This window comes from Herbaspirillum seropedicae (assembly GCF_001040945.1).
GTDB classification, from domain to species: domain Bacteria; phylum Pseudomonadota; class Gammaproteobacteria; order Burkholderiales; family Burkholderiaceae_D; genus Herbaspirillum; species Herbaspirillum seropedicae.
Genome location: NZ_CP011930.1, coordinates 188153 through 213939, shown reverse-complemented (window position 1 = coordinate 213939; position 25787 = coordinate 188153). Strand labels below are relative to the sequence as shown.

At 63.9% G+C, this 25787-nt stretch carries 20 protein-coding genes; 4 read left to right on the top strand and 16 right to left on the bottom strand.

Annotated elements, in window-relative coordinates; all coding sequences use genetic code 11:
- Positions 1-2 precede the first annotated feature (2 nt).
- Positions 3-596 carry a hypothetical protein gene (locus ACP92_RS00995; RefSeq protein WP_013232248.1) on the top strand — a complete coding sequence of 198 codons (594 nt, stop codon included), beginning with the start codon at positions 3-5 and terminating at the stop codon, positions 594-596.
- Between the two features lie 276 nt (positions 597-872).
- Here the strand turns inward: ACP92_RS00995 and aspS are convergent, their stop codons facing one another.
- The 10 genes from aspS to lptM all read right to left on the bottom strand — a co-directional run bounded on the left by aspS (position 873) and on the right by lptM (position 12800).
- Positions 873-2678: an aspartate--tRNA ligase gene (gene aspS, locus ACP92_RS00990; protein WP_041309968.1), complete on the bottom strand. Its 1806-nt coding sequence runs from the start codon at positions 2676-2678 to the stop codon at positions 873-875.
- 98 nt (positions 2679-2776) lie between these two features.
- Positions 2777-3412 (bottom strand): DUF502 domain-containing protein, encoded by a 636-nt coding sequence (locus ACP92_RS00985; RefSeq protein ID WP_013232246.1) that lies wholly within the window; start codon positions 3410-3412, stop codon positions 2777-2779.
- An 18-nt stretch (positions 3413-3430) separates the two neighbouring features.
- Positions 3431-3787, bottom strand: a complete 357-nt coding sequence (locus tag ACP92_RS00980; protein WP_013232245.1) for an FmdB family zinc ribbon protein — start codon at positions 3785-3787, stop codon at positions 3431-3433.
- Between the two features lie 179 nt (positions 3788-3966).
- Positions 3967-5361 (bottom strand): alpha,alpha-trehalose-phosphate synthase (UDP-forming), encoded by a 1395-nt coding sequence (gene otsA / locus ACP92_RS00975; protein ID WP_013232244.1) that lies wholly within the window; start codon positions 5359-5361, stop codon positions 3967-3969.
- Positions 5361-7250, bottom strand: coding sequence for a glycoside hydrolase family 15 protein (locus ACP92_RS00970; protein ID WP_041309965.1), 1890 nt, complete (start codon positions 7248-7250; stop codon positions 5361-5363). Before ACP92_RS00970 ends, otsA begins: the two co-directional genes overlap by 1 nt.
- Positions 7251-7337: 87 nt before the next feature.
- A complete protein-coding gene (otsB, locus tag ACP92_RS00965) occupies positions 7338-8084 on the bottom strand; it encodes a trehalose-phosphatase (RefSeq protein ID WP_013232242.1) in 747 nt (248 codons plus the stop codon).
- Between the two features lie 197 nt (positions 8085-8281).
- The gene (locus ACP92_RS00960) at positions 8282-9739 is read right to left on the bottom strand and encodes a high affinity choline transporter 1 (protein ID WP_048348477.1); all 1458 of its coding nucleotides are present in this window, start codon (positions 9737-9739) and stop codon (positions 8282-8284) included.
- 233 nt (positions 9740-9972) lie between these two features.
- Entirely contained in the window at positions 9973-10902 is a 930-nt protein-coding gene (locus ACP92_RS00955) for a hypothetical protein (RefSeq protein ID WP_041309962.1), read from the bottom strand.
- Positions 10903-11217: 315 nt separating this feature from the next.
- Positions 11218-12510 (bottom strand): diaminopimelate decarboxylase, encoded by a 1293-nt coding sequence (gene lysA / locus ACP92_RS00950; RefSeq protein WP_013232239.1) that lies wholly within the window; start codon positions 12508-12510, stop codon positions 11218-11220.
- Between the two features lie 59 nt (positions 12511-12569).
- Entirely contained in the window at positions 12570-12800 is a 231-nt protein-coding gene (gene lptM / locus ACP92_RS00945; protein ID WP_048348476.1) for an LPS translocon maturation chaperone LptM, read from the bottom strand.
- A gap of 49 nt (positions 12801-12849) precedes the next feature.
- On the opposite strand from lptM, the gene cyaY reads away from it, so the two are divergent.
- The 3 genes from cyaY to ACP92_RS00930 all read left to right on the top strand — a co-directional run bounded on the left by cyaY (position 12850) and on the right by ACP92_RS00930 (position 16098).
- Positions 12850-13182: an iron donor protein CyaY gene (cyaY, locus tag ACP92_RS00940; protein WP_013232237.1), complete on the top strand. Its 333-nt coding sequence runs from the start codon at positions 12850-12852 to the stop codon at positions 13180-13182.
- A gap of 109 nt (positions 13183-13291) precedes the next feature.
- Positions 13292-13759, top strand: a complete 468-nt coding sequence (gene gspG / locus ACP92_RS00935; RefSeq protein ID WP_041309959.1) for a type II secretion system major pseudopilin GspG — start codon at positions 13292-13294, stop codon at positions 13757-13759.
- Positions 13760-13983: 224 nt separating this feature from the next.
- Positions 13984-16098: a TonB-dependent receptor gene (locus ACP92_RS00930; protein WP_013232235.1), complete on the top strand. Its 2115-nt coding sequence runs from the start codon at positions 13984-13986 to the stop codon at positions 16096-16098.
- Between the two features lie 17 nt (positions 16099-16115).
- On the opposite strand, the gene ACP92_RS00925 is transcribed toward ACP92_RS00930, so the two are convergent.
- The 6 genes from ACP92_RS00925 to putA form a co-directional block, all read right to left on the bottom strand.
- Positions 16116-17657: a tetratricopeptide repeat protein gene (locus ACP92_RS00925; protein WP_013232234.1), complete on the bottom strand. Its 1542-nt coding sequence runs from the start codon at positions 17655-17657 to the stop codon at positions 16116-16118.
- A 519-nt stretch (positions 17658-18176) separates the two neighbouring features.
- On the bottom strand, positions 18177-19349 hold the full coding sequence (locus ACP92_RS00920; RefSeq protein ID WP_013232233.1) for a porin: 1173 nt from the start codon (positions 19347-19349) through the stop codon (positions 18177-18179).
- A gap of 322 nt (positions 19350-19671) precedes the next feature.
- Positions 19672-19875 carry a hypothetical protein gene (locus tag ACP92_RS00915; RefSeq protein ID WP_013232232.1) on the bottom strand — a complete coding sequence of 68 codons (204 nt, stop codon included), beginning with the start codon at positions 19873-19875 and terminating at the stop codon, positions 19672-19674.
- A 22-nt stretch (positions 19876-19897) separates the two neighbouring features.
- Positions 19898-21244 (bottom strand): ATP-dependent protease ATPase subunit HslU, encoded by a 1347-nt coding sequence (hslU, locus tag ACP92_RS00910; RefSeq protein WP_013232231.1) that lies wholly within the window; start codon positions 21242-21244, stop codon positions 19898-19900.
- A 64-nt stretch (positions 21245-21308) separates the two neighbouring features.
- Positions 21309-21845 (bottom strand): ATP-dependent protease subunit HslV, encoded by a 537-nt coding sequence (hslV, locus tag ACP92_RS00905; protein ID WP_013232230.1) that lies wholly within the window; start codon positions 21843-21845, stop codon positions 21309-21311.
- 198 nt (positions 21846-22043) lie between these two features.
- Positions 22044-25736 carry a trifunctional transcriptional regulator/proline dehydrogenase/L-glutamate gamma-semialdehyde dehydrogenase gene (gene putA, locus ACP92_RS00900; RefSeq protein ID WP_013232229.1) on the bottom strand — a complete coding sequence of 1231 codons (3693 nt, stop codon included), beginning with the start codon at positions 25734-25736 and terminating at the stop codon, positions 22044-22046.
- Positions 25737-25787 lie beyond the last annotated feature (51 nt).

Sequence of the window (25787 nt, the reverse complement as noted above, 5' to 3'; positions counted from 1 at the left end):
GCATGCGATTCAGCAACACGACCAAGGGGTTTTATCCTGAGACGGAGCAGTATGCGCAGTTGCCGGAGGATGTGATTGAGGTGACGGCGCAGCAATATGAGCGTGCCATGCACCTGGCGGCTGGGGAGAGGCTGGAGGTAGTGGATGGGGAGTTGGTGATTGTGGCTGCCGTGGCGCCTGATGACGAGGAGCGGCAAGCGCGGGCGTTGGCGGCTGCACTGGAGGCGGTGGAGCGGATGTATGAGGAGCACATGGCGCGTCTATTGGGTTGGCCGACGCAAGCCGAGAAGGACAGTTGGGCGCTCAAGCTGGGGATAGCACACAGGATTGACGCTGGCCAAGAGCCGGGAATCACGAACGAAGCCTTTCTGGAGGGAGCCGGGCTATCGACGCGGGAAGCTCGAAGTGAATGGGCGGAGAAGGTTCTGGCGAAGTCATCTCGTCACGCGCGCGCTGCCGGCATTGCTGAAAGACTGCGTAAGCAATCCCGCACAGCCCTGCAAACCGCCCCGTCCGGCACCTCGCTAGCCGCGATACTGCAAACGCACCGCACGTTGGCCGAGCAGGCGCTAACAGCATTTGAGCGAGATAACTGATGCAGCCCTAGGGGGAACCAGTACGAGATCGGAAGGTGAGGTTGTAGCGATTGCAAGTGCTGGAAGGGAGAATTTCGACGAGGCTGGAGGTGGTGTTTGACGGTCCCGGACAGCTTGACCTATGCGTATGCATACGCAAATTATCCGGCTAGTTTTAATTAACTCTTTATACGGTTTATATCATTTAAAAAATAGCCAGAAAATAAAAAAGCGCGTGCATTCCTGCACGCGCTTTTCAATGGTCCAATGGTCTTATCGAAAAATTCGATAATCCAATCAGCTCTTCACCGCCGGCTCAGTATTGCGCAGACGAATATGCAACTCACGCAGCTGCTTCTCATCCACTTCCGAAGGAGCATGCGTCAACAGGCACTGTGCACGCTGGGTCTTGGGGAAGGCGATCACGTCACGGATCGATTCGGCACCCGCCATCATGGTGACCAGACGGTCCAGGCCGAAGGCGATGCCGCCGTGCGGGGGCGCGCCGTATTGCAGGGCGTCCAGCAGGAAGCCGAACTTCAGCTTGGCTTCTTCGTCATCGATCTTCAGGGCGCGGAACACCTTGCTCTGCACGTCGGCGCGGTGGATACGGACCGAACCGCCGCCCAGTTCCCAACCGTTCAGGACCATGTCGTAGGCCTTGGCGATGGCTGCACCCGGGTTGGTCGAGATGAAGTCTTCGTGGCCATCCTTGGGCGAGGTGAACGGGTGGTGCAGGGCAACCCAGCGCTGGCCGTCTTCGTCGTATTCGAACATGGGGAAGTCGACCACCCACAGCGGACGCCATGCGTCGTCGAACAGGCCGTTCTTCTTGCCGAATTCGCTGTGGCCGATCTTCACGCGCAGCGCGCCGATGGCATCGTTGACCACCTTGGCCTTGTCGGCGCCGAAGAAGATCAGGTCGCCGTCTTGCGCGCCGGTCTTTTCCAGGATGGCGTTCAGGGCGGCGTCGTGGATGTTCTTGACGATGGGCGACTGCAGGCCGTCACGGCCCTTGGCCTTTTCATTGACCTTGATGTAGGCCAGGCCCTTGGCGCCGTAGATGGCGACGAACTGGGTGTAGGCGTCGATTTCCGAACGCGGCATTTCTGCACCGCCCGGCACGCGCAGGCCAACCACGCGGCCGCCTTCGCTGTTGGCGGCGCCCGAGAAGACCTTGAACTCGACATCCTTCATCACGTCGGTCAGCTCGGTGAATTCGAGCTTGACGCGCATGTCCGGCTTGTCCGAACCATACTTGCCCATGGCGGTGGCGAAGTCCATCACCGGGAAGGGGTTGGGCAGGTCGATATCCAGCGCGTTCTTGAAGACCAGGCGGATCATGCCTTCGAACAGGTCACGGATTTCCTGTTCGTTCAGGAAGGAGGTTTCGCAGTCGATCTGGGTGAATTCCGGCTGGCGGTCAGCACGCAGGTCTTCGTCGCGGAAGCACTTGGTGATCTGGTAGTAGCGGTCGAAGTTGGCCACCATCAGCAGCTGCTTGAACAGCTGGGGCGATTGCGGCAGGGCGAAGAATTCGCCGGCGTTCACGCGCGAGGGCACCAGGTAGTCGCGCGCGCCTTCTGGGGTGGACTTGGTCAGCATCGGGGTTTCGATGTCGATGAAGCCCTGGGCGTCCAGGAACTTGCGCACTTCCATGGCGACCTTGTAGCGCAGGCGCAGGTTGTTCTGCATCTGCGGACGGCGCAGGTCCAGCACGCGGTGGGTCAGGCGGGTGGTTTCCGACAGGCTGTCGTCATCGAGCTGGAACGGGGGCGTCACCGACGGGTTCAGCACTTCCAGTTCGTGGCACAGCACTTCGATCTTGCCCGACTTCAGGTTGGCGTTGGTGGTGCCTTCCGGACGGTTGCGCACCAGGCCCGTGATGCGCAGGCAGAATTCGTTGCGCACCGATTCGGCGTTCTTGAAGACATCGGCGCGATCGGGATCGCAGACCACCTGGACTAAGCCTTCGCGGTCGCGCAGGTCGATGAAGATGACGCCGCCGTGATCGCGGCGACGATGCACCCAGCCGCACAGGCTGACGGTTTGGCCGAGCAGTGCCTCGGTAGTGAGGCCACAGTATTGGGTTCGCATGGACATGGTTGTGATTCCGTTGACAGTGTTCTTGTTGGATTCGAAAGAGAAGACGCTAAGGGCGAAGGCGGGGCTGGCCGGGCAGCGGACTGCCGGCCGCCCCGTCAATTCTTCGGCGCCGCCGCGTCGGTGATGATCTTCTTGTCGGTGACCATCTCGGGGGCGACCACGCCCATGGAGACGATGTACTTCAGGGCTGCATCCACCGACATGTCGAGCTCGATGGCATCGGCACGCGGCAGCATCAGGAAGAAACCGGAAGTCGGGTTGGGGGTGGTGGGCACATACACGCTGATGAACTCACCCGGCAGGTGATTCTTGACCTCGCCGCCGGGCGCGCCGGTCAGGAAGGCGATGGTCCACGAACCCTGGCGCGGGTACTGGATCAGCACGGCCTTGCGGAAGGCGTTGCCGGAGGGCGAGAACAGCGTGTCGGAGACCTGCTTGACGCTGGAATAGATCGACTTCACCACGGGAATGCGGGTCAGCAGGCCTTCCCACAGCAGCACCAGGCGACGGCCGATGAAATTGCGCGCGGCCAGGCCGGTGAGGAACACGATCAACAGCGTCAGGATCGCGCCCAGGCCGGGGATGTTATGGCCCAGCCAGTGCGCCGGCCGCCAGGTCTCGGGCAGCAGCAGCAGCGACTGGTCCATGGTACTGATGATCAGGTTCAGCACCCACAGCGTGATGGCCAGGGGGACCAGGATCAGCAGACCCGTGATGAAGTATTTGCGCATGGGGGAAGGACGGCCTCGTTAGCTGGCGCTGGGGGTGGACGGTGCAGCCGCAGGCGCCGCGGCGGGCGCAGGCGCAGGTGCGGCGGCAGCCGGGGCTGCAGCAGCGGGGGCATCCGCAGCAGGGGCCGGGGCGTCGGCCGAGCCGGCGATGCCAGTGCCGTTGGCGCCCTTGCTGTTGGCCGTGCCACTGCCATTGCCCCGGAAATCGGTCACATACCAGCCCGAACCCTTCAACTGGAAGCCGGCCGCAGTGAGCTGCTTCCTGAAGCTGTCCTTGTTGCAGGAGGGGCAAACGGTCAACGCATCGTCAGAGATCTTCTGCAAGACATCCTTGGCAAAACCACACGCTTCGCAGCGATACGCGTAAATGGGCATGACTAACTCCGCAAAAAACTTCCAAAACCCTGAATTATAAAGGCTTTTGGCGGAGTTTTAGTGAACCTGCCCGCGTGGGCGATGCGCTGGCGCGACGGCATGCACCGCCGCGCCAGGCAAATATTTGCTCTTTGGAAATCTTCTTCGCCGCCCTGCCCTTCCGGCGCGGCCTTGCCTGCTTAACTCTCCACCGGGGCGGCGCGGCTGCTGCGCAGGGTGTCGAGGAATTCCCGGCACCACCAGTGCACGTCGAACTGGCGGATGTTCTCCATCAGCGCGGCATGGCGTTCGCGCCGTTCGGACTGCGACATCTGCAGCGCCTGCTGGATCACCTGGGCGGTGCCGTGGGTGTCATAGGGGTTGATGATGAGCGCGGCCTTCATCTGCTCGGCCGCACCGGCAAAGCGCGACAGCACCAGCACGCCGGGGTCGTCCGGGTCCTGGGCGGCGACGAATTCCTTGGCCACCAGGTTCATGCCATCGCGCAGGGGGGTCACCAGCGCCACCGCGCAGGCGCGATACAAACCCGGCAGGCGGCGGCGCGCCACGGTGCGGTGGATGTAGCGGATCGGCATCCAGTCGAAGTCGCCGAAGTCGCCGTTGATGGAGCCGCACAGGCTTTCCAGCTCGCGCTGGATGTCGCCGTAGGCCTCCACATCCTCGCGGCTGGGTGAGGCGATCTGCAGGAGCGTGGCGCTGTGGCGGTTCTCCGGATACAGGCGCAGCAGCTCGCGGAAGGCGCGGATGCGCTGCGGCAGGCCCTTGGAATAATCGAGGCGGTCCACCCCGATCAGGAGGCGCCGACGCGAATACTCGGCCTTGGTGCTTTCATAGGTGTCGCGCGCTTCCTTGGCCTGGCCCAGGCGCTGGAATTCGGCCACATCGATGCCGATGGGGAAGGCATTGGCATGCACGGTGCGGTTGAAGGCGCGGAACTGGTTGGGCCCGACCGGCTCGGCGGTGGCTTCGGCCTGCACGTACTGGGCGAAGTGTTGCAGGTCGGCGTGGTTCTGGAAACCCACCAGATCGTAGGCAAACAGTGCACGCATGAGCCACTCATGCGAGGGAATGGCGGTCAGGATCGGCGGCGGCGGCAGCGGAATGTGCAGGAAGAAGCCGATGCGCGCCTCGCAGCCCATGGCGCGCAGTTCGGCGGCCAGCGGGATGAGGTGGTAATCGTGGATCCAGACGATGTCATCGCGCTTCAACAACGGAAACAATTTACGCGCAAAGAGCTGGTTCACGCGGCGATAGCCGCCCAGGTGACCAGCCTCGAAGTGGGCCAGGTCGAGCCGATAGTGGAACACCGGCCACAGCACGCCATTGGCGTAGCCACGGTAGTAGGCGTCATGGTCTTCCTGCGACAGGTCCAGTTCGGCCAGGGTCACGGGGCCGGCCTGATTGACGCGCACCTCGCCCTCGCCGGGCGTGCCGTTCTCGATGACCTTGCCGCTCCAGCCGAACCACAGTCCGCCGGTCTTCTTGAGCGTCTCACCCAGGGCCACGGCCAGGCCGCCCGCAGCAGGCTTGCGCGGATCGGCCAGACGATTGGAAACGACGACGAGTCTGCCCATCAGATCACCGCCTCCCACGATGCCGACAGGCGCATCGCACAGTTGATGATGCCCACCATCGAATAGGTCTGCGGGAAGTTGCCCCACATCTGGCGCGTGACCGGATGCGTGTCTTCCGACAGCAGGCCCAGGTGGTTGCGGGCATCGAGCATGGCCTGGAAGATCTCGCGCGCCTGCTCCTTGCGGCCGATGCGCGCCAGCGCGTCGATGCGCCAGAAGGTGCAGATGTTGAAGGCAGTCTCGGGGCGACCAAAGTCGTCCGGGGCTTCGTAGCGGCGCATGTAGGGGCCGTCGCAGAGCGACTTCTCCAGCGCTTCCACGGTGGAGATGAAGCGCGGGTCGGTGGGCGAGATCAGGCCCACTTCCACCATTAGCAGCACGCTGGCGTCGAGGTCGCGGCCGCCGAAGCTTTCGGCATAGGCCTGGCGCTGTTCGTTCCAGGCTTCGGTGAGGATGCGGTCGCCGATTTCCTTGGCGCGGTCGCCCCAGTAGCGGGCGCGCTCGGGCAGGTCCACGCGCGCGGCGATCTTGGCCAGGCGGTCGCAGGCGGCCCAGCTCATCAGCGCCGAGGAGGTATGGATGCGCGAGCGCGTACGCAGCTCCCACATGCCGGCGTCCGGCTGGCTGTAGACCTCGTAGGCGCGTTCGCCCACGGCTTCCAGATGCTGGAAGTGCTCGGCCCCGGCGCGATGGTGCAGGCGCATGTCATGGAAGGCCTGCGCCGCGCCCAGCACGATATTGCCGTAGACGTCGTGCTGGAAGTGTTCATAGGCCTGGTTGCCGACCCGCACCGGCTGGTGGTGCTGGTAGCCCGGCAGGTGATCCAGGATCTGTTCGGGCAGCGCCTCTTCCAGCCCGATACCGTAGAGCGGCTGCACATGGCCGCCACCGGAACGCACCACCACATTGGTCAGCCAGCGCAGGTAGTCTTCCATGGTGCCCAGCTCGGAGAGACTGTTGAGTGCGCGCACCACGAAGAAAGCGTCGCGCAGCCAGCAATAGCGATAGTCCCAGTTGCGCTGGCTGCCCGGTGCCTCGGGCACGCTGGTGGTCATGGCGGCGATGATGGCGCCGGTATCTTCATAGACCGACAGCTTGAGCGTGATGGCGGCGCGGATGACGGCGTCCTGCCACTCCAGGGGCGTAGCCAGGGCGCGGCTCCAGTTGCGCCAGTAGGCGGTGGTCTCCTGCTCGAAATCACGGGCGGTGTCGTTGATGCCGCCATGCAGGGTTTCATCAGGGCCGAGGATGAAGTTATACGGGCGACTGACCACGAAGGCAGTCTCACCGACGATGTAGCTGATGGGTGCGTCGGTGTTCAGGCGCAGGGTCTGCTCCTGGCCGACGTAGCGGATGTGGTTGCTGCCACGCGTCTGCAGCGGCTCTTCACGGCCCCAGTCGAACTTGGGGCGCAGCACCACGCGCATGCGCGGCGCGCCCGAGAGCGGATGGATGCGGCGCACCAGTTGCAGCGGACGGAAGAAGCGGCCACGGCTCTGGAAGCGCGGGGCCAGGTCGGTGATCTCGATGCCCTGTCCCAGTGTGTCGTAGAGGCGGGTGCGCAGCACGGCGGTATTGGGTTCGTACCACTGCTCGCTGTGGGAAAAATTCTCCAGCTGGAAGGCCCACAGCGCGCCATTGTCGGTAGGGTCGAGCAAGGCATTGAAGACCGGATCGCCATCGAAGCGCGGCAGGCAGCACCAGACGATGCGGCCCATCTTGTCCACCAGCGCCGAGAAGGCGCAATTGCCGATCACGCCCAATTCCAGCGAGGACGTCGAGGGCATGTCGTGGGCCTGAGCGGCCAGGTGCGGTTGTTCGGAATGCTGCGTCTGGGAGTGCGGTTGCGGTTGCGCTTCTTGCTGCGGATCGGGGCTGGGCTGGCTCATGGTTCCTCGTGCTCTGTTCTGTGGATCAGATTTCTTGATGGAAGGCGATGTGCTGTGCTGCGCACGGCAAGCTTGCCGGCAATACGGTTATCCGGAGGTGCTGCGCACCTCCACGCTCTGGCGCAGCAGGCCCAGCACCGCGGCCGGATCGGCCAGGCGCTGCAAGGCCTGCGTGGGACCGGCGCCGATCTTGATGCCCAAGCCGCCGAAGACTTCGCCCTGGGCGATGGCAAATCCGGCCTCATCGGTCACGTCGTCACCGATGAAGACCGGGCGACGGCCGCGGAACGGGGCTTCGTGCAGGAAGGCGGCGACGGCGTCGCCCTTGTTGATGTGCGGCTTGGCTTCCACCACCATCTTGCCGTGCAGCAGGGTGAAACCGGGTTCGTGGCGCAGCGCCTCCATCATGGTGTCCACGCAGCGCTGCTCGAGATGGGCGGCGTGGCGGTAATGCAGGGCCAGCGCGCCGCGCTTGAGTTCCAGTTGCAAGCCGGAATGGGAGTCGACCAGGGGCAGCAGGCGCTCGCGCAGGTGCTGCACGTCCGGCACCGGCTGCTGCAGGATGCGGCCATCGGCGGTGCGGCGCTCGGCGCCATGCACGCCAGCCGCCGGCAGGCGCAGCGGGGCTAGGAAGAAGTCGAGCTGGTCCAGGGGCCGGCCGCTGACAATGGCCAGCGCGCCGTCCGATTCCAGTTGTATCTGCTGCAACAGCGTGATCAGTTCTGGCGGCACCACGATCCCGTCGGGCTGTGGCGCCAGGTCGACCAGCGTGCCGTCGAAATCCAGAAATAACGCATCGGCAGCAACATCGTAGGGGCGAGTTTGCTCAGTCATACCTTTTGAGGTTGATGGAAGGCAAATAAGTTCCGGTTGTTTCTCGAATTCTTATCAAGAAAGCATCGAACAACTTCGAAAACCGGGCGTGGGCAATGCTTTGACAGCCTCTGTCCCAGCAGTTCTGGCCAAGCTGTCCAAAAAGAAAAACGGCCGCGCGGCAGGGCCGGGCGACCGTTTCACTGGAGCAAGAATGATCAGGGCTGGGCGCTGCCCTCGGCGGGAGTCGGCATCATGGGCGGCATCGGCGCCAGCACCTGGGGCATCAGCGAACCGACCACCATGCCGCCGATGGAGAACAGCAGACCGGCCAGTTGCGGCGGCCAGAAGCCATCGGGAGCGACGTATTCCAGCGTGATCCACGATACCAGCCCCAGCACCATCGCCATCAAGGCGCCCTGGCGGGAGGCGCGCGGCCAGTAGACGCCGAAGGCCAGCGGGACGAAGGCGGCTACCAGGGTCACCTTGTAGGCGTTCTCGACCATTTCATAGATGCTGGACTGGCTGTTCAAGGCCAGCGAGGTCACGCCGATGGTGAAGACCAGCACCACGGCGCGCATCGAGAAGAGGAATTCGCGGTCGCTCTTCCAGGGCCGGATTTCCTTGAGCACGTTCTCGGTAAAAGTCACCGACGGGGCCAGCAGGGTGGCGCTGGCGCAGCTCTTGATGGCCGACAGCAAGGCGCCAAAGAACATCACCTGGGCGAACACCGGCATCTTCTCCATGATCAGGGTCGGCAGCACCAGCTGGGAGTCGGTTTCCAGCAGGCGCGAGACCATCTCGGGATCGATCAGCGTGGCCGAATAGGCCAGGAAGATGGGGATGAAGACGAAGAAGAAATAGATCACGCCGCCCAGCACCGAGGCATTGCGCGCCACGTTCTCGTTCTTGGACGACATGACGCGCTGGAACACGTCCTGCTGCGGGATCGAACCTAGCATCATGGTGATCCAGGCGGCAAAGAACCACAGCACATCCTTGAGTTCGGCGGCCGGCCAGAAGTTGAACTTGCCAGCCTCGGCGGCATGGGCGATGACCACGCCGGGGCCGCCGACCATGCCGGAAACCTCATAGCCGATGTAGAGCATGCCCACCACCACGATGATCATCTGCAGGAAGTCGGTGATGGCCACGGCCCACATGCCGCCCATGAGCGTATAGATGAGCACGCTGCCGGCGCCGATGATCATGCCCCAGTGCATGGGGATGTAACCGCCCGAGACCACATTGAAGACCAGCCCCAGCGCCTTGATCTGCGCGGCCACCCAGCCCAGGTAGGAAATGACGATGCAGATGGTGACCAGCATTTCGGCGGCGCGGCCGAAGCGCTTCTTGTAGTAGTCGCCAATGGTCAGCAGGTTCATCCGATACAAGCGCTTGGCGAAGAACAGGCCCACCAGGATCAGGCACAGCGAAGAACCGAAGGGGTCGGCCACGATGCCGCCCAGGCCCTCCTTGAGGAAGGTCGAGGACACCCCCAGCACGGCTTCCGATCCGAACCAGGTCGCAAAGACGGTCGCGGTCACCACCGACATCGGCAGCGAGCGGCCGGCGACGGCGTAGTCCTTCGAACTCTTCACGAAACGGGTGGCATACAGGCCGATGCCGACCGAGATGACCCAATAGAGGACGACGAACCAAAGCAGTGCATTCATGCCTTTTCCTTGCAGGGGGGTGAAGACGAAAAACGCGCATTATAGCGGCAAGTTCTGCGCGCAAAGCCGCTTGCGGCAAGACTTTTCACCTGTCGCGACGGGACCACAGCTGTGCTGCCGCGAGTGGCCCGGATCGGGGTGTCGTCAAGCAAGAATTGCTCCTGCCAAGGGGCAGGAGTGTCAGTGCTTTGTCAGGGAAGATGGGCTGGCGGAGCCGCCAGCCGGAGCTGGACTCAAGCGCCTTCGTTGTTGCGCTCGTAGGAGGGGCAACCGTTCTTGCCCCAGTTGCCGCTGCAGAGTTTCCAGAGGCAACTTTCCCGGGCGAACAGGGACAGGCTCTTGCACTGGGCCACCTGGTCTGCCAGCGAAGGGGCGGCTGGCGCTGCGGATATCGCGGGTGCGGCCACGCTGGCGGCCTGGGCGCGCTCGGCCTTGGCGCGGGCCTCGGCCAGTTGCTGCTCGGCCTGGCGGCGGCGTTGTTCGCGCAAAGCCTGGGCTGCATCCTCACGGCGATGACGGGCCTCGGCCGCGGCGCGCTTTTGCGCCAGCAAGCGTGCTTTTTCTTCGGATTCTTCTTGCAGCAGGGCGATGGCGTCAGGACCGGGAGCCTCGGCCACGGCAGCCGGTACGGTGCTGTCCAGCGCCTGCGCAGGCGCGGCGGTGCTGGCGCTGGCCGGTGCGGCAGCGGGCTGGTTCAGGGTCGGCAGCTGCGTCACCATGGGCTTGAGCCCGCGCTGCGGCCACTGCTGGCCCACCCACAGGGCCGCGGCAATGATGGCCAGGGTCAGCAGCGACACCCGCCAAGCCCCGCGCTGGGATGGCTGCGATCGCGTCGTGGCCGCCTCTGCTCCCTGCAAGCCGCGCGGCTGCCTGGCAGGCGCTGCGGCAGGCGCGCTGGCGGCCTGGGCCTCGCGAGCTTCGGCAGGCGCCTCAGCGGCGGTCACGACAGCGGCCGTAACGGCCGCCGCAGCCACGGCGGCGGCGGTGATATGGGAGGCGCGGATGGCCAATTCTTCCTCGGCCTGCGCCGACAGCGCCGTGCTGCCGGAGGGCGAGGCGGACTGCCCAGAAGCGTACTCGTAGGCATGCGCGTGCGCGGCGGAGTCGGCATGGCATGCCCCGCGCTTGTCGCGATCTTCCCCTGTGCGTTCCAGAACTTGCATGGAATTCCCCTGTGTTGCGTTACCGACCACCGTCCCGGTGCCCGGTTTCCCGCTGACGTCCCCTTGTTGTCATGGCCCGGTCTCCGGGCGCGGATGAGCTCGCGCTACGGGCCTGCTGGCAGTCGGCTGCCGGTATTTTCTGGACGGACGGCTATTTTGCTCCCAAATTTCTGAAAGGCAAAATAAAGAATGCGGCTATGCAAAAAAAAATCCACACCCCAGCACCGGCGCATGTTGCCGGGCGATCAACAAAAACAAACGGCAGCCGCGTTTGGGCGGCTGCCGTGATGGCAAAACGTCAATCGATGGGCCGAATCAGCTGACGATCTTCTCCAGCGCAAACAGGTCGGCCGGGTTTTCACGCGCACGGATGAGGTGGGCGCGTTCGCCATCGACCAGTACCTCGGCCGCGCGGCCGCGGGTGTTGTAATTGGACGCCATGGTCATGCCGTAGGCGCCCGCCGACATCAGGGCCAGCAGGTCGCCTTCGCCGATGGCAAGCTCGCGCGAGCGCGCCAGCCAGTCACCCGATTCGCAGACCGGACCGACCACGTCATAGATGCGCGGCTGGCCGGCGTTTTCCTTGACGGTCTTCACGCCGTGCCAGGCTTCGTACATGGCCGGGCGCATCAGGTCGTTCATGGCGGCGTCGACCACGGCGAAGTTCTTGCCTTCGCCATGCTTGAGGTATTGCACTTCGGTCAGCAGCAGGCCGGCATTGCCGACCACCGAGCGGCCCGGCTCGAACATGACCTGGATGGGACGGCCCTGGTACTTGCTGGCGCGCCAGGCGTCGACACGGGCAAACACGCGCGCCAGGTAGTCGCCGATGGCCACCGGCTGCTCGTCGTCGTAGCGGATGCCGATGCCGCCGCCGATGTCGAGGTGATGGATGGGGATGCCCTCGGCTTCCAGCGCATCGACCATGTCGATGATCTTGTCCAGCGCTTCCAGCAGCGGCGAGTCGTCCAGCAACTGCGAGCCGATGTGGCAATCGATGCCGACCACTTCGATGTGGGGAAGGGCGGCGGCGGCGCGGTAGCAGTTCAGCGCATCCTCATAGGCCACGCCGAACTTGTTTTCCTTCAGGCCGGTGGAGATGTAGGGGTGGGTCTTGGCGTCCACATTGGGGTTCACGCGCAGCGAGATGCGGGCGCGCTTGCCCAGCGCACCGGCCACTTCGTTCAGACGGGCCACCTCGGGGATGGATTCGACGTTGAAGCAGAGGATGTCATGTTCCAGGGCCAGCTTCATCTCGTCGCGGCCCTTGCCCACGCCCGAGAAGATCACCTTGCGGGCATCGCCGCCCGCCGCCACCACGCGCAGCAGTTCACCGCCGGAGACGATATCGAAGCCCGAACCCAGTCGGCCCAGCAGGTTCAGCACCGCCAGGTTGGAATTGGACTTGACCGAGTAGCACACCAGCGCCCCGCCCTTGCCCCCGTCTGCACGCCCCGCCTGCTGGCAGGCATTGGCGTAGGCGGAGAAATTCTCGACCAGGGCGGCCTTGGAATAGACGTACAGGGGCGTGCCGAACTGCTCGGCCAGGGTAGCGAGGGAAACCTGTTCGGCGTGCAGGACGCCGTTGCGATAGGAGAAATGAGACATGGGATCGGGTGGCAATGCGGTGATCGGAGCCCGCTGCGCGGGCCTGCGTGAAGCCGGGCTTACTGCTTGCCGGCGGCGGGAGCGCTCTGGCGCGCGCCGTCAGCGGCATCGGCCGGCGGCTCGACCGGTTTGGGCTGGGGCTGCGTTTGCGGTTGTGTTTGCGCGAACGGATCGGGCGGCGTCTTCGGCATGAACAGCGGGCCCTTCTGGCCGCAGCCGGCCAGCATCAGGACGGCGCTGCAAAGGGCCAGGGCGGCGCTGCGACGGGCAAGAGAAGAATGTGACTTCACGATAAAATGGAGGATTACATCGAAATCTTAGAATGCCTTGGAGTGTAGCATGACCGAATCGGAATTCCTGGACCTGGCCGACGCCACCCTCAACGCCATCGAGACGGCTCTCGAGGATGCCTGCGACGCCAGCGACCTGGACGTGGAATGCAGCCGCAGCGGCAACGTGCTGGAAATCGAGTGCGTGGACAACGGCTCCAAGATCATCATCAACAGCCAGGCGCCGATGCAGGAGATGTGGCTGGCGGCCCGCTCTGGTGGCTTCCATTACAAGTACGACGGCCAGCACTGGCTCAACACCCGCGACGGCACCGAACTCTACGCCACCCTCTCGGAGGTGGTCAGCAGCCAGGCCGGCGTGCCGGTGACCATCCGTCCCTGAGCAACCACAGCGGGCAGCTCGCCCGATGGCGCATGTCGCCTTTTGGGCGGCTGCGCGCTTATACTTGCGTGTTTTCCAACCCATCGCCGATTTGAAGCCAGCAGCATCCATGCGCCGTTCTCTCCAGCCCTCGCGGCGACATCCTGCTTTCCTGTTCCTGCAACGCGGCCTGGCGCGGCTGCGCTGGATCCTGGTGCTGACGGTGCTGGCCGTGGGCGCAGCCTTGCTGGTTCCGCCGCTGGTCACGCGCTTCAACCACGATCACAGCCCGCAGGCGCAGGCCGCCGAAAAGGACATGAAGGCCATCGCCGCCGGGCTGGAACGTTACCGCCAGGACAATGGCCGCTATCCCAGCACCCAGCAAGGCCTGCTGGCGCTGGTGATCAGGCCGGTACGCGAGCCCCTGGCCAATGGCTGGCAATTGGGCGGCTACGTAGAGCGCCTGCCGCGCGACCCCTGGGGCAATCCCTACCAGTACCAGGCCGATGACGACGGCGCCAGCTATGAACTCTTTTCCTTCGGCCAGGCCGGCCCGGAGGGCGGCGACGATGATGATCGGGTGATCAGCCTGCACTAGGCCGGCTTGGGGCGCTTCGCCGGCCCGTCTACTTCCTCCCCTCTCTTTCCTTTCTTCACCTCACCTTTGCCTGCAGGCAAGAGGGGCGGCATTGTCGCGTCTTTTCATCCTGACGGATGAGAAGAATGCGGACGACCGCGTTCGCAGATTTACATTTATTCACAAGTGTTATTAAATACGAATAATAATTATTCCTATTAATGTCCCCGCCTGTGAAAAAATCCATGAACTTCCGCCTCTCCCCGCTGCGCCTGGCCGTGCTGGCCACCTGTTCGCTCTCCCCGCTGGCCATCCTGCCCGCCTGCGCCCAGCAGGACACGACCGCCCTGCCCGCCATCGAGGTCAGCGGTGCGCGCGCCAACGATGGCTATGTCGCCCCCACCGCGGTGAGCGGCACCAAGAGCGAAGCGCCGTTGCGCGACGTGCCGCAGACCATCAACGTGGTGCCTGCCCAGGTGATCCGCGACCAGAACGCCAGCTCCTTGCAGGATGTGCTCAAGAACGTGCCCGGTCTGGGCCTGTCCACCGGCGACGGTCAGCGCGACCAGGTCTTCATCCGTGGCTTTACGGCCATTGGCGACCAGTTCGTGGATGGCTTCCGTGACGATGCGCTGTATTTCCGCGATCTGTCCAATGTGGAAAGCGTGGAAGTGATCAAGGGACCCGCTGCCGTCCTGTATGGCCGGGGTTCATCGGGAGGGCTGATCAACCGGGTGACCAAGAAGCCTGGGGTGGATGTCAGCGATGTCAGCTTCACCGCCAACAGCACCGCCGGCCGCCGCGCCGAGCTGGACCTGGGACGCGCCGGCGAAGGCGCGCTGTCGTGGCGCCTGACCGGCGCAGTCGAGCGCGGCGACAGTTTCCGCGCCCAGCAATTCATCGACCGCACGGCCATCGCCCCGTCGGTGGCGCTGCGCTTCTCGGCCGATACCAAGCTGTTGCTGCAGATGGATTATCTGGAAGACCGCCGCATGATGGACTTCGGCATTCCCTCCTATCGCGGCCGGCCGGTCGATGTCGATCCCGGCACTACCTATGGCGCGCGCAACGCCCGCGACGCCGACTTCGTGCAATCGCGCGTGGCCTCGACTACGGCGACCTTCACGCATCGATTCAACGATGAGTTTTCCTTCCGCAACGGGCTGCGCTACTACGATTACCACCTCAATCGCAACAACACCAATGGCGGCACCGTCAATGAGGCCACCGCCACGACGACCCTGAACCACGCCAAGCTGGTGCGGGATGAAAACGGCTGGTTCAACCAGAGCGAGCTGACGCAGAAGCTGCAGTTGGGATCGATCCGCCACGAGATTCTCTACGGCCTGGAACTGGGTAGCCAGAGCAAGGATGCCAGCCAGGCCAGCGGCGTCGTCAATTTCCCTGGCGTCTCCATCTTCAATCCCGTGCTGCCGGTGGTCGACCCCAATCGCCTGAACCCGCCGACGCTGACCTACGGCACCTACGACACCTTCGCCACCTATCTGCAGGACAGCCTGAGCCTGAGCGAGCAATGGAAGGCGCTGGTGGGCCTGCGCTATGACCGCTATCGCCAGCAATCGCGCATCCTCAACCTGGCCAACGGCAGCACGGCCGATCTCCAGCGCACCGACACAGCCGTGAGCCCGCGCGCCGGCCTGGTCTGGCAACCCAGCCTGACGCAATCGTATTACCTGTCCTGGAGCCGCTCCTTCCAGCCCTCCGGGGAAAGCTTCGCGCTGGCCACCAACAACGCCGACCTGGCGCCCGAGCAGACCCGCAATACCGAAGCCGGCGCCAAATACGATTTCTGGGAAGGCCGCGCCAGCGCCACCGTCTCGGTGTTCCGCCTGGAGCGCGACAACATCAAGTCGGCCCTGCCCAACGGCGTAGTCATCCCGGTCGGCAAGCAGCGCACCGACGGCGCCGAACTGAGCTTCAGCGCCGATCTCAAGCAAGGCTGGAAACTGCTGGCCGGCTATGCCTGGCTCAACGCCGTGATCACCGAGTCCTCATCCTTCGACAATGGCGTCCCCTTCAAGGGCAAGAACGCCACGCTGACCCCGCGCCATAGCGGCAACTTGTGGCTGACCCGCGAGCTGGGCGAGGGACTGGTGGTCGGCGGCGGCGCCAACGCAGTGGGCGCGCGCTTTGCCAATCCGGGCAACACCGTTACGCTGCCCGGTTACGTCACGGTCGATGCGATGGCAGCCTATCGCACGTCCAAGTATGAAGTGCAGCTCAACATCGGCAATCTCTTCAATACCGGCTACATCATCTCCGGCCACGGCACCAACCCCAACCTCAGCATGCCGGGTGCGCCGCGCAACGTCGCGCTGACGCTGCGCTACCACATGTAAGCGCGCCCTTATCGCCCTTATCCCAGGCCGGGGAAGGTCGTCCGCAGCCGGTACTGGCGCTGGCGGTAGTTGCCCTCCAGTCCGTCGAAACCGCAATCGACATCGCCGAACAGGCGCGAGACGCGGTTCAGGGTAGCGCGCTGGGCGTCGGTCTGGACGGCGATCAGGCGGCGCTTGCTGCGCGCATGGTGGGCGCAGATGTCCACCACCAGGCAGTGGCCGTAGTCAGCCGCCTTGATATCGATGAGCAACGCCTCTGGCTTGGTCAGCCCGAAAGTGGCCGCCAATTCGATGCGGGCGCTGAGGAAGGGACTGCTGTTGCGCAGCTTGTCGGTGAGCAGCGCCTGCGCCTGCAAGGCCCAGCCCTGGGCGTCCGGCTGCGCGGCGAAAGCGTCCAGCGCTGCCTGCGCCGTCGGCTCGCCCTGGGCCGCCGCCTGCTGCCACCAATACAGCGCCTTGACGTCATTGAGCGGATCATCGCGGCGATGGCGCCAGCACACCTGCGCCAGTTCGCACTGCGCCTCCACCAGTCCGGCCTGGGCCGCCTTCTCGAGATAGTGTTGCGCCACCTGCAGATTGCGCTGCGAATAGATCGAGCGCGAATAGATGCGCGCCAGCGCATGCCAGCCCTGCGCCACGCCGGCTTCCCCTGCGCGCTCCAGCCAGTGCAGCGCCTTCTTGAAGTTGGCCAGTCCATGTTCCATGAAGATGCGCTCGCCCTGGCGATCGATCTTGGCGCACAACAGGCCCAGTTCCAGACAGGCTTGCGCATTGCCGCCCATGGCCGCCAGTTCGAACAGGATCTGCAATTCATCCGGATCCGGCGACGCCCCACGCAGGCGCCATTGCCCATAGCGCAACAGCAAGGTGGCTTCCTCATCGCTGAGCTGCACCGCACCGTGGATCTGGCCATCCTTCTCCAGTTGCGCCACGGCGTTGGCATGACGCGCCAGCAGCCGTTGCGTGACCCGTTGCGCACCGCGCGCAAAGCTGGCCTCGTCGCCCTGCTGCCAGGCCTTGTCCAGCACGGCGTACTGGGCTTCCTCGATGCCGGCGCGGGCGGCCTCCAGCATCAGCTTGTCTTCGTAGGCGGGGGAAGCGGCCGCCGCACCCGGCAGCATGGGCTGGCCGTGGCGTTGCATCTGCTGGGCCAGCAGCCACTGCGCCTCGTGGTCATCGCGACTGGCCAGCAGCGACAGGGCAGCGATGGCGCGCGCATGGGTGTTGCTGTCGAACTCGCTGGTGTTGTCCAGCACCAGCCGCGCGAAGATCAGGCCAGCCTGCGGCACGCCGGCCTCGAAGGCCTTTTCGTACCAGACGGCGGCTTCCCTGGGCGGCGACAGCTCCTTGACCTGTTCATAGGTGATGTTGCGACCGATGATCATCCAGGCGTCATCCACGCCCTGCTGTGCTGCGCGCCGCAGCCAGTAGAAGGCCGTGCCTTTGCTGCGCGGCAGGCCGCTGCCACCGTTGAGATAACGTCGTCCCAGCGCCAGCTGTGCGCGTGACTCGCCCGCACGGGCAGCCTTGATGACTGCCAGTTCTTCTCTTGTCGCCATGTGATTCCTTTCTCTTGCACTGCCGGATGCACTAAATCCGGACAAAAGACTTCCCCTCCGCTGTGTTAGAAAACACAGCAGCACGATGTGCCAATGAGGGCGATGTTCGGTGGCGCGATGCAGTGCGGATGAGCACTGCGCACACCGATGTGTGTGGCGTCTATTAGAGCAGTCCGCAGTGCAAAAATCCCGCTGGGAAAGCGCTTATTACTATTCATTTACAAACGTAAAGATCGGCCACCAGTCAGGGCTTCGTCAGGTTTTTGCAGTGCAAAAGCGAGCTTTGGAAAAGTTACAAATGCAGCCGCCAGCGAGGGCTATTGGATCGCATGGGAAAGCGATCGCAAAGGGAATGCGAGGCCATCGTCTGGCTCGCATTGATGCAAATAATTTATAAGACGAGCCAGGGAACTTCAACACCAAAAACTAATAAAAAAGCGCCGCATGAAACTCATGCGGCGCTTTTCCTTCTGCACTTGCGCAAGCATCGCCGTATCGACGATGCTCGTCACGACACGCTTAGAACTTGTGACGGATACCCACGGCCACAGCACCTTGGTTGCCATCGGTGCCGCTGCTGTCAGCCACGCCCGGGTTGTTCAGGTCGGTAGCCTTGCTGTAGGCCAGGAAGGCGTACAGGTCGGTGCGCTTGGACAGCCAGTAGTCGGTGCCCAGGCTGACCTGGGTCAGCTTGGCCTTGCCGGAGACGCCGTCGAACTGGGCGCGGGTGTGATCCACTGCAGCCAGCAGCTTCAGCGACGGGCTCAGGGAGTAGGCGGTACCGATTTCGTAGATGTCAGCCTTGTTGGAGGCTGCCAGGGTACGGTTGCTGATGGTCGCCAGCGAACCCACGCCAGCGGCGGTCAGGTTGGCCTGGGTGTTGAGGTCTTGCTTGACGCGCGACCAGTTGCCGTACACACGGGCCGGACCGAACTGGTAGGACGCTGCCACGTTCAGGACCTTCTGGGCAGTGCTGCCATTGTTGGTGCCGTTGGTGAACTGGTTGGTGCCAGTGGCAGCCAGCAGGGAGGCATCCGCCGGGGTCGAACCAGCCTTGGACTGGTAGTAGTTGATACCCAGACCCAGAGGACCATTGTCGTACTTGCCGCCGACGCCGAAGGCTTGACCAGCGGAGGTCTGGCCAGCGGTTTCACCGAAGCCGTACATCAGGTTACCGGTGAAGCCATTCAGGTTGGCCGTGGTGTAGCTGATGGAGTTGTTGGTGCGGGTGCCTTCCAGACGGTCCAGGTTGTGGCCTGCAGCGCCGGTCCAGCCACCGAAGTCTTGCACCGAGGTGTAGGACGAGATGGTGTCAGCGAAGTCGGTCTGACGACCCAGCAGGACGCTACCGAAGTTACCGGCCAGACCCACCACCGACTTGCGGCGGAACAGGGTGTTGCTGGTCTTGGAGTCATCCAGGGCGCCGGTATCATTGGAGAAACCAGCTTCCAGGTTGAACACTGCGGACAGGCCGCCACCCAGGTCTTCAGTACCCTTGAAGCCGATACGCGAACCCTGGATCACACCCGAATTCAGGCTGAACTTGCTGCCGGTGCCGCCGGTGGGGGTGGCAACCTTGCTTTGGTAGACAACACCGGTATCGACGATACCGTAGATCGTGACGGAGCTTTGCGCTTGCGCTGCGCCTGCGAACGCGCCCAGAACGGCGAGTGCCAGCAGAGATTTTTTCATGTGACGTCCTTCTCTAAAAATAGTCTTGAGGATCCGCACTTGCAGTCGGATGGACAGACATTAATGCTTCTGCTCGCGCATGACTGCACCTTGGTCGATAGCAGACATTTTTTAGACGGGAGCTAATGATTGAATTGGCTATTGTTGTATTTTTTTATCGCCTTATTTGCATCGCCTACGCTCTGCTGACAGACAAGAGGAAGACAAAAAAGAAAGCGCCGGTGCAGACACCGGCGCTTTCCAAAGACTAACAATTTGTTACACGATGCCCACAAGCAAACGCGCACAGCGCAATGATGGCGTGCTCAGAGCCCCACCCGGCCTATTTTTCCTCATCGCCATCGATCAGTTTCTTCAACAAGGCCGAACGGCCCTGCTGGCGCTGCGTGGCTTCGCTCTTGCGATGCGGGCCGGCGCCGCCGGCGCGCTGTTGCGCGGCCAGCGCCACCGGATTGCGGGGCTTGGATTGCGAAGGCTCGATGCGGTAACTCAGCTTCTGCCGCGTGCCCAGTGTCTTGTTGGCCATCGCATTCTCCCCGCAGTTGCGCTTACAGCACGTAGCGCGACAGGTCTTCGTCCACGGCCAGCTCACCCAGGCGCTCGTTGACGTAGTCCGCGTCGATCAGCAAGCCCTCCACCCCGGCTTCACCGGCCGTGAAGGAAATCTCTTCCAGCAGCTTTTCCATCACGGTGTAGAGACGGCGCGCGCCGATGTTCTCGGTCTTCTCATTGACCGAGTGCGAGATTTCCGCCAGACGCTTGATGCCGCTGTCGGCAAATTCGAGCTTCACACCTTCAGTGGCCAGCAACGCTTCGTACTGCTTGGTGAGGCAGGCATCGGTGCCGGTGAGGATGCGCTCGAAATCGGCAATGGACAGCGAATCCAGTTCCACGCGGATGGGGAAGCGTCCCTGCAGTTCCGGGATCAGGTCCGAGGGCTTGGACAGGTGGAATGCCCCCGAGGCGATGAAGAGGATGTGGTCGGTCTTGATCATGCCGTACTTGGTATTGACGGTCGTACCTTCCACCAGCGGCAGCAGGTCGCGCTGCACACCGGCGCGCGAGACATCGGCGTTGCCGTTCTGCGAGCGGGTGGCGATCTTGTCGATCTCGTCGAGGAAGACGATGCCGTTCTGCTCCACATTGGCGATGGCCTTCTGCTTCAGTTCTTCCTCGTTGACCAGCTTGGCGGCTTCTTCTTCGATCAAGAGCTTCATGGCTTCCTTGATCTTGATCTTGCGCGCCTTCTTGCGTTGGTTGCCCAGACCCGAGAACATGGACTTGATCTGCTCGGTCATCTCTTCCATGCCCGGGGGCGCCATGATCTCCATGGAAGGCGCGGCCTCGGCCAGTTCCAGTTCGATCTCGCGGTCATCCAGCGCACCTTCGCGCAGGCGCTTGCGGAAGGTCTGGCGGGTGGTGTTCTTGTCGTCCTTCTCGCCACTGTTGTTGCTGCCATCGGGCGTGAAACCGAAATCGCGCGCCGGCGGCAACAACACATCGAGGATGCGGTCTTCGGCGGCGTCTTCGGCGCGGGTGCGCACCTTGCGCGTTTCCAGCTCGCGCGTCTGCTTGATGCCGATATCGACCAGGTCGCGGATGATGGTGTCCACGTCACGCCCCACGTAACCGACTTCGGTGAACTTGGTGGCCTCGATCTTGATGAAGGGCGCGTCCGCCAGCTTGGCCAGGCGGCGCGCAATCTCGGTCTTGCCCACGCCGGTGGGGCCGATCATCAGGATGTTCTTGGGCGTGATCTCGTGGCGCAGCGGCTCCTCGATCTGCTGACGACGCCAGCGATTACGCAGCGCGATGGACACGGCGCGCTTGGCGCGGGCCTGGCCGACGACGTGCTTGTCGAGTTCGGAGACGATTTCCTTGGGAGTCATATTCATGGTGGTGATCTTTTCGCTGTGACGATTCATCAGGGGAATGGGGGCAAAACCCGCGCCGCGTGGCTTATTCCAGCGTCTCGATGATATGGTTCAGGTTGGTGTAGATGCACAGCTCGCCGGCGATGGTCAGCGATTTCTTGACGATCTCGGCTGGTGACAGTTCGGTGTTCTCGTAGAGCGCCTTGGCCGCCGATTGCGCATAGCTGCCCCCAGAACCGATGGCGCCGATGCCGTCATTGGGTTCGAGCACATCGCCATTGCCGGTGATGACCAGGGTGGTTTCCTTGTCGGCGCACAGCAGCATGGCCTCCAGGCGACGCAGCATACGGTCGGTGCGCCAGTCCTTGGCCAGCTCCACCGAGGCGCGCATGAGATTGCCCTGGTGCTTTTCCAGCTTGGCCTCGAACAGTTCCAGCAGGGTGAAGGCGTCGGCGGTGCCGCCGGCGAAACCGACCAGCACCTTGCCGTGGTAGAGCTTGCGCACCTTGCGCGCACTGCCCTTCATGACGATGTTGCCAAGCGTCACCTGGCCGTCGCCGCCCAGCGCGACCTGATTGCCGCGACGGACGGAAAGGATGGTGGTGCCGTGAAATTGTTCCATGCTTGCCTCTGTTCAATATGTGCCTGGGAGCAGCGGAGGGACTTGCCCAATCCGCGTTCCTGTCGAGATGGGGCTGGCTGGCCGGATTGCAAGTCATGCCATCAGGCCGCCGCTCATTGAGGCCGATATTGTACGCCTGCAAGAAAAACAGGCGCCGGGACACGAGGTCCGGGCGCCTGTTGCAGGGGACGGGAAAGCCTAGACGGAAATCGTCATCAGGCTGGCGTTGCCGCCCGCTGCCGTGGTGTTGATGCACAGTGCGCGTTCGGCCAGCAGACGCCACAGCGGGATGGTCGTGTCTTCGCCGCACAGGATCAGCGGCACCAGCGCCCCTTCGCGGGCTGCCAGCCGTGCGCGCCAGTGGGCGGCCTGGTGGCTGTCCACCAGCGCCGCCTGCAGCGGCTCGGCATCGAGCTGGCTGGCGCGACGGATGGCTGCCCGCACCGGCGCCGGCAAGCCCGACGGCAAGATGGCCGCGCTACGCTCATCGACCAGCGCGGTGTTGCCGGTAGCAAAGGCCGCCGCCAGCTGGTTCAACAGCGTGCCCACGCTACCGGCGGCGCACAGCACCAGGCCGCGGGGCGCGAAGCCCAGCGTATTGCGTTCACCGGTAGGACCGGGCAGCACCAGGCTGCGTTGCAGCAGGCTGTCGCGATGGTAGCGCTGGCCGTTGGCGGCCAGGCGCTCATGGCCGTGCGTGCGGGCCCAGTCCAGCAGACTGTCCAGCAAGGCATTGGGCACGTCGGCGGGCTGTGCGCGGGTCAGCTCTTCGTGCAGTTGCGCATTGCGTTGCAGACGCTTCAGATAGAGCGGACCGCCGGCCTTGGGACCGGTGCCGGACTTGCCTTCGCCGCCGAAGGGCTGCACTCCCACCACGGCGCCGACGATATTGCGATTGACGTAGATATTGCCCACGTGCGCGCGCTGGGCCACGAACTCGATGGTCTCATCGATGCGCGAATGCACGCCCAGGGTCAGGCCATAACCGGTGGCGTTGATGGCGTCGATCAGCTGCGGCAAGGCATCACGGCGATAGCGCAGCACATGCAGCACCGGGCCGAAGACTTCACGCTGCAACTGCGCCAGGTCGTCGATCTCGATGACCGTCGGCGCCACGAAGGTGCCGTGCTGGCATTCTTCGCCCAGCGGCAGCTGGTGCACCGCGCGGGCGCTGGCGCGCATGCGCTCGATGTGGTCCAGCAGATTCTGCCGGGCCTCGGCATCGATGACCGGGCCGATGTCGATGGAGAGGCGATCAGGACGACCCACGCGCAACTCGGCCATCGCGCCTTTCAACATCGCCAGGGTGCGGTCGGCGATATCTTCCTGCAGGCACAGGATGCGCAGCGCCGAGCAACGCTGTCCGGCGCTGTCGAAGGCCGAGGACAGCACATCCTGCACCACCTGTTCGGCCAGCGCCGAGGAATCCACGATCAGTGCATTCTGCCCGCCGGTCTCAGCGATCAGCGGTACCTCGCCGTGCTCGCCGCTGCCATCGCCATCGTCATGCTGGCGCTGTGCCAAGGTGCGGTTGATCAGTTGCGCCACTTCGGTGGAGCCGGTGAAGATCACGCCCTTGACGCGCACATCCGAGGTCAGCGCCGCGCCCACGGTCTCGCCACGGCCCGGCAGCAATTGCAGGGCCGCGCGGGGGATGCCTGCCTCATGCAGCAATTGCACGGCGCGATGGGCGATCAGCGCGGTCTGCTCAGCCGGCTTGGCCAGCACCACGTTGCCAGCAGCCAGGGCAGCACTGACTTCGCCGATGAAGATGGCCAGCGGGAAATTCCACGGGCTGATGCACACCACCGGTCCCCAGGCCAGCACGTTGCCGTCATGGCGCGAGGCGATGGCGTAGTAGCGCAGGAAATCGACCGCCTCGCGCACTTCGGCAATCGCATTGGGCAGCGACTTGCCGGCTTCGCGCACGGCCAGCGCCATCAGTTCGGCGATATGCTCTTCCAGCAGGTCGGCGGCGCGCTCCAGCATGGCAGCGCGCTCGGTGGCGGGCGTGGACTGCCACTGCGGCGCGTAATCGGTGGCGGCGCGCAGCGCCGTATCGACATCGGCCACGGTGGCTTCGCTCACCTGCCCCACGACTTCGCGAAGGTCGGCGGGATTGCGTACAAGTTGTGCGGCCTGTGCGGACTGCGCAGCAGTGTCAGCGGCCAGCAGCGGCGCGGCCTGCCATTGGCGATCCGCCATGGAGATGAACAGTTGCCCCAATTGCTGCAGGCGATCTTCGTTGGAGAGATCGATGCCGGCGGAATTCTTGCGCTCCTCGCCATAGAGGCGATGCGGCACGGCGATGGCCGGATGCGGCAGGCCGCCCTGGGCGCGTACGGTCTCGATAGGGTCGCCCACCAGGCGATCCAGCGGCACGGCCTCATCGACGATCTGGTTGACGAAGGAAGAGTTCGCGCCATTTTCCAGCAGACGGCGCACCAGGTAGGCCAGCAGGGTCTGGTGCGAGCCGACCGGGGCATAGACGCGGCAGGCCTTGCCCAGATTGTCGGGGCCGACCACCTGGTCGTAGAGCGTCTCGCCCATGCCGTGCAGGCACTGGAATTCGTAGTTGTCGATCTGGTGCTGTCTGGCCCAGTGATAGATGGCGGCCAGCGTATGGGCATTGTGCGTGGCGAACTGCGGATAGATCACATCGGTGGCGGCCAGCAGCTTCTGCGCGCAGGTCAGGTAGGACAGGTCGGTATGCACCTTGCGGGTATAGACCGGGTAGCCTTCCAGGCCATCGACCTGGGCGCGCTTGATTTCGCTGTCCCAATAGGCGCCCTTGACCAGGCGGATCATCAGGCGGCGACCGTTGCGGCGCGCCAGATCGACCAGGTAGTCGATGACGAAGGGGCAGCGCTTCTGGTAGCCCTGCACCACGAAGCCCAGGCCGTCGAAGCCGGCCAGGTCGGGATCGGCCACCAGCACTTCCATCATGTCCAGCGACAGCTCCAGGCGATCGGCTTCTTCGGCATCGATGTTCAGGCCGATGTCGTATTGCTTGGCCAGCAGCAGCAACTGCTTCAGGCGCGGCAGCAGTTCGCTCATCACGCGTGCATGCTGGGCGCGTGAATAGCGCGGATGCAGGGCCGAGAGCTTGACCGAAATGCCGGGGCCATCCTTGATGCCGCGTCCATTGGAGGCGCGGCCGATGGCGTGGATGGCGCTCTCGTAGGACTGGTAGTAGGCATCGGCGTCGTGCATGGTCAGCGCCGCTTCGCCCAGCATGTCGTAGGAATAGCGATAGCCGCGCTTTTCATTCTCGCGGCTGTTGTCCAGCGCTTCTTCAATGGTCTGGCCGGTCACGAACTGGTTGCCCAGCATGCGCATGGCCAGGTCCACACCCTTGCGGATGAGCGGTTCGCCGCCCTTGCCGATCAAGCGCGTGATGGCTTGCGTGAGGCCGCTCTCGCTGCTGGTGGAGACCAGCTTGCCGGTGATCAGCAGACCCCAGGTGGCGGCATTGACGAACAGCGACGGTGATTCGCCGAGGTGCTTGCGCCAGTCGCCCTTGCTGATCTTGTCGGCGATCAGACGGTCGGCGGTCTGGCGGTCGGGGATGCGCAGAAGCGCTTCGGCCAGGCACATCAGCGCCACGCCTTCTTCGGAAGACAGCGAGAATTCATGCATCAGCGCATCCACGCCGGAAGAACGGGTACGCTTCTCGCGCACCTGCTGCACCAGCTTCCTGGCCAGTTGCTGGGTGGCGTCCTTCCAGGGTTGTTCTTCCTGCACCTGCTGCAACAGCCACTGTACGGCCTCGCGCTCATCGCGGCGGTAGGCGGCGGTGATGGCGGCGCGCAGGGGGCTGGGGGTGGGCAGCAGTTCGGCCTGGAAACCGCCGAAGGGGGCCGCGACAGCGGCAGAAGCGACGTGGGTCATGGTCTGGAGCAGGAAAATGGGTGGAATTGGGCAACCGGATTCTATGTGCTA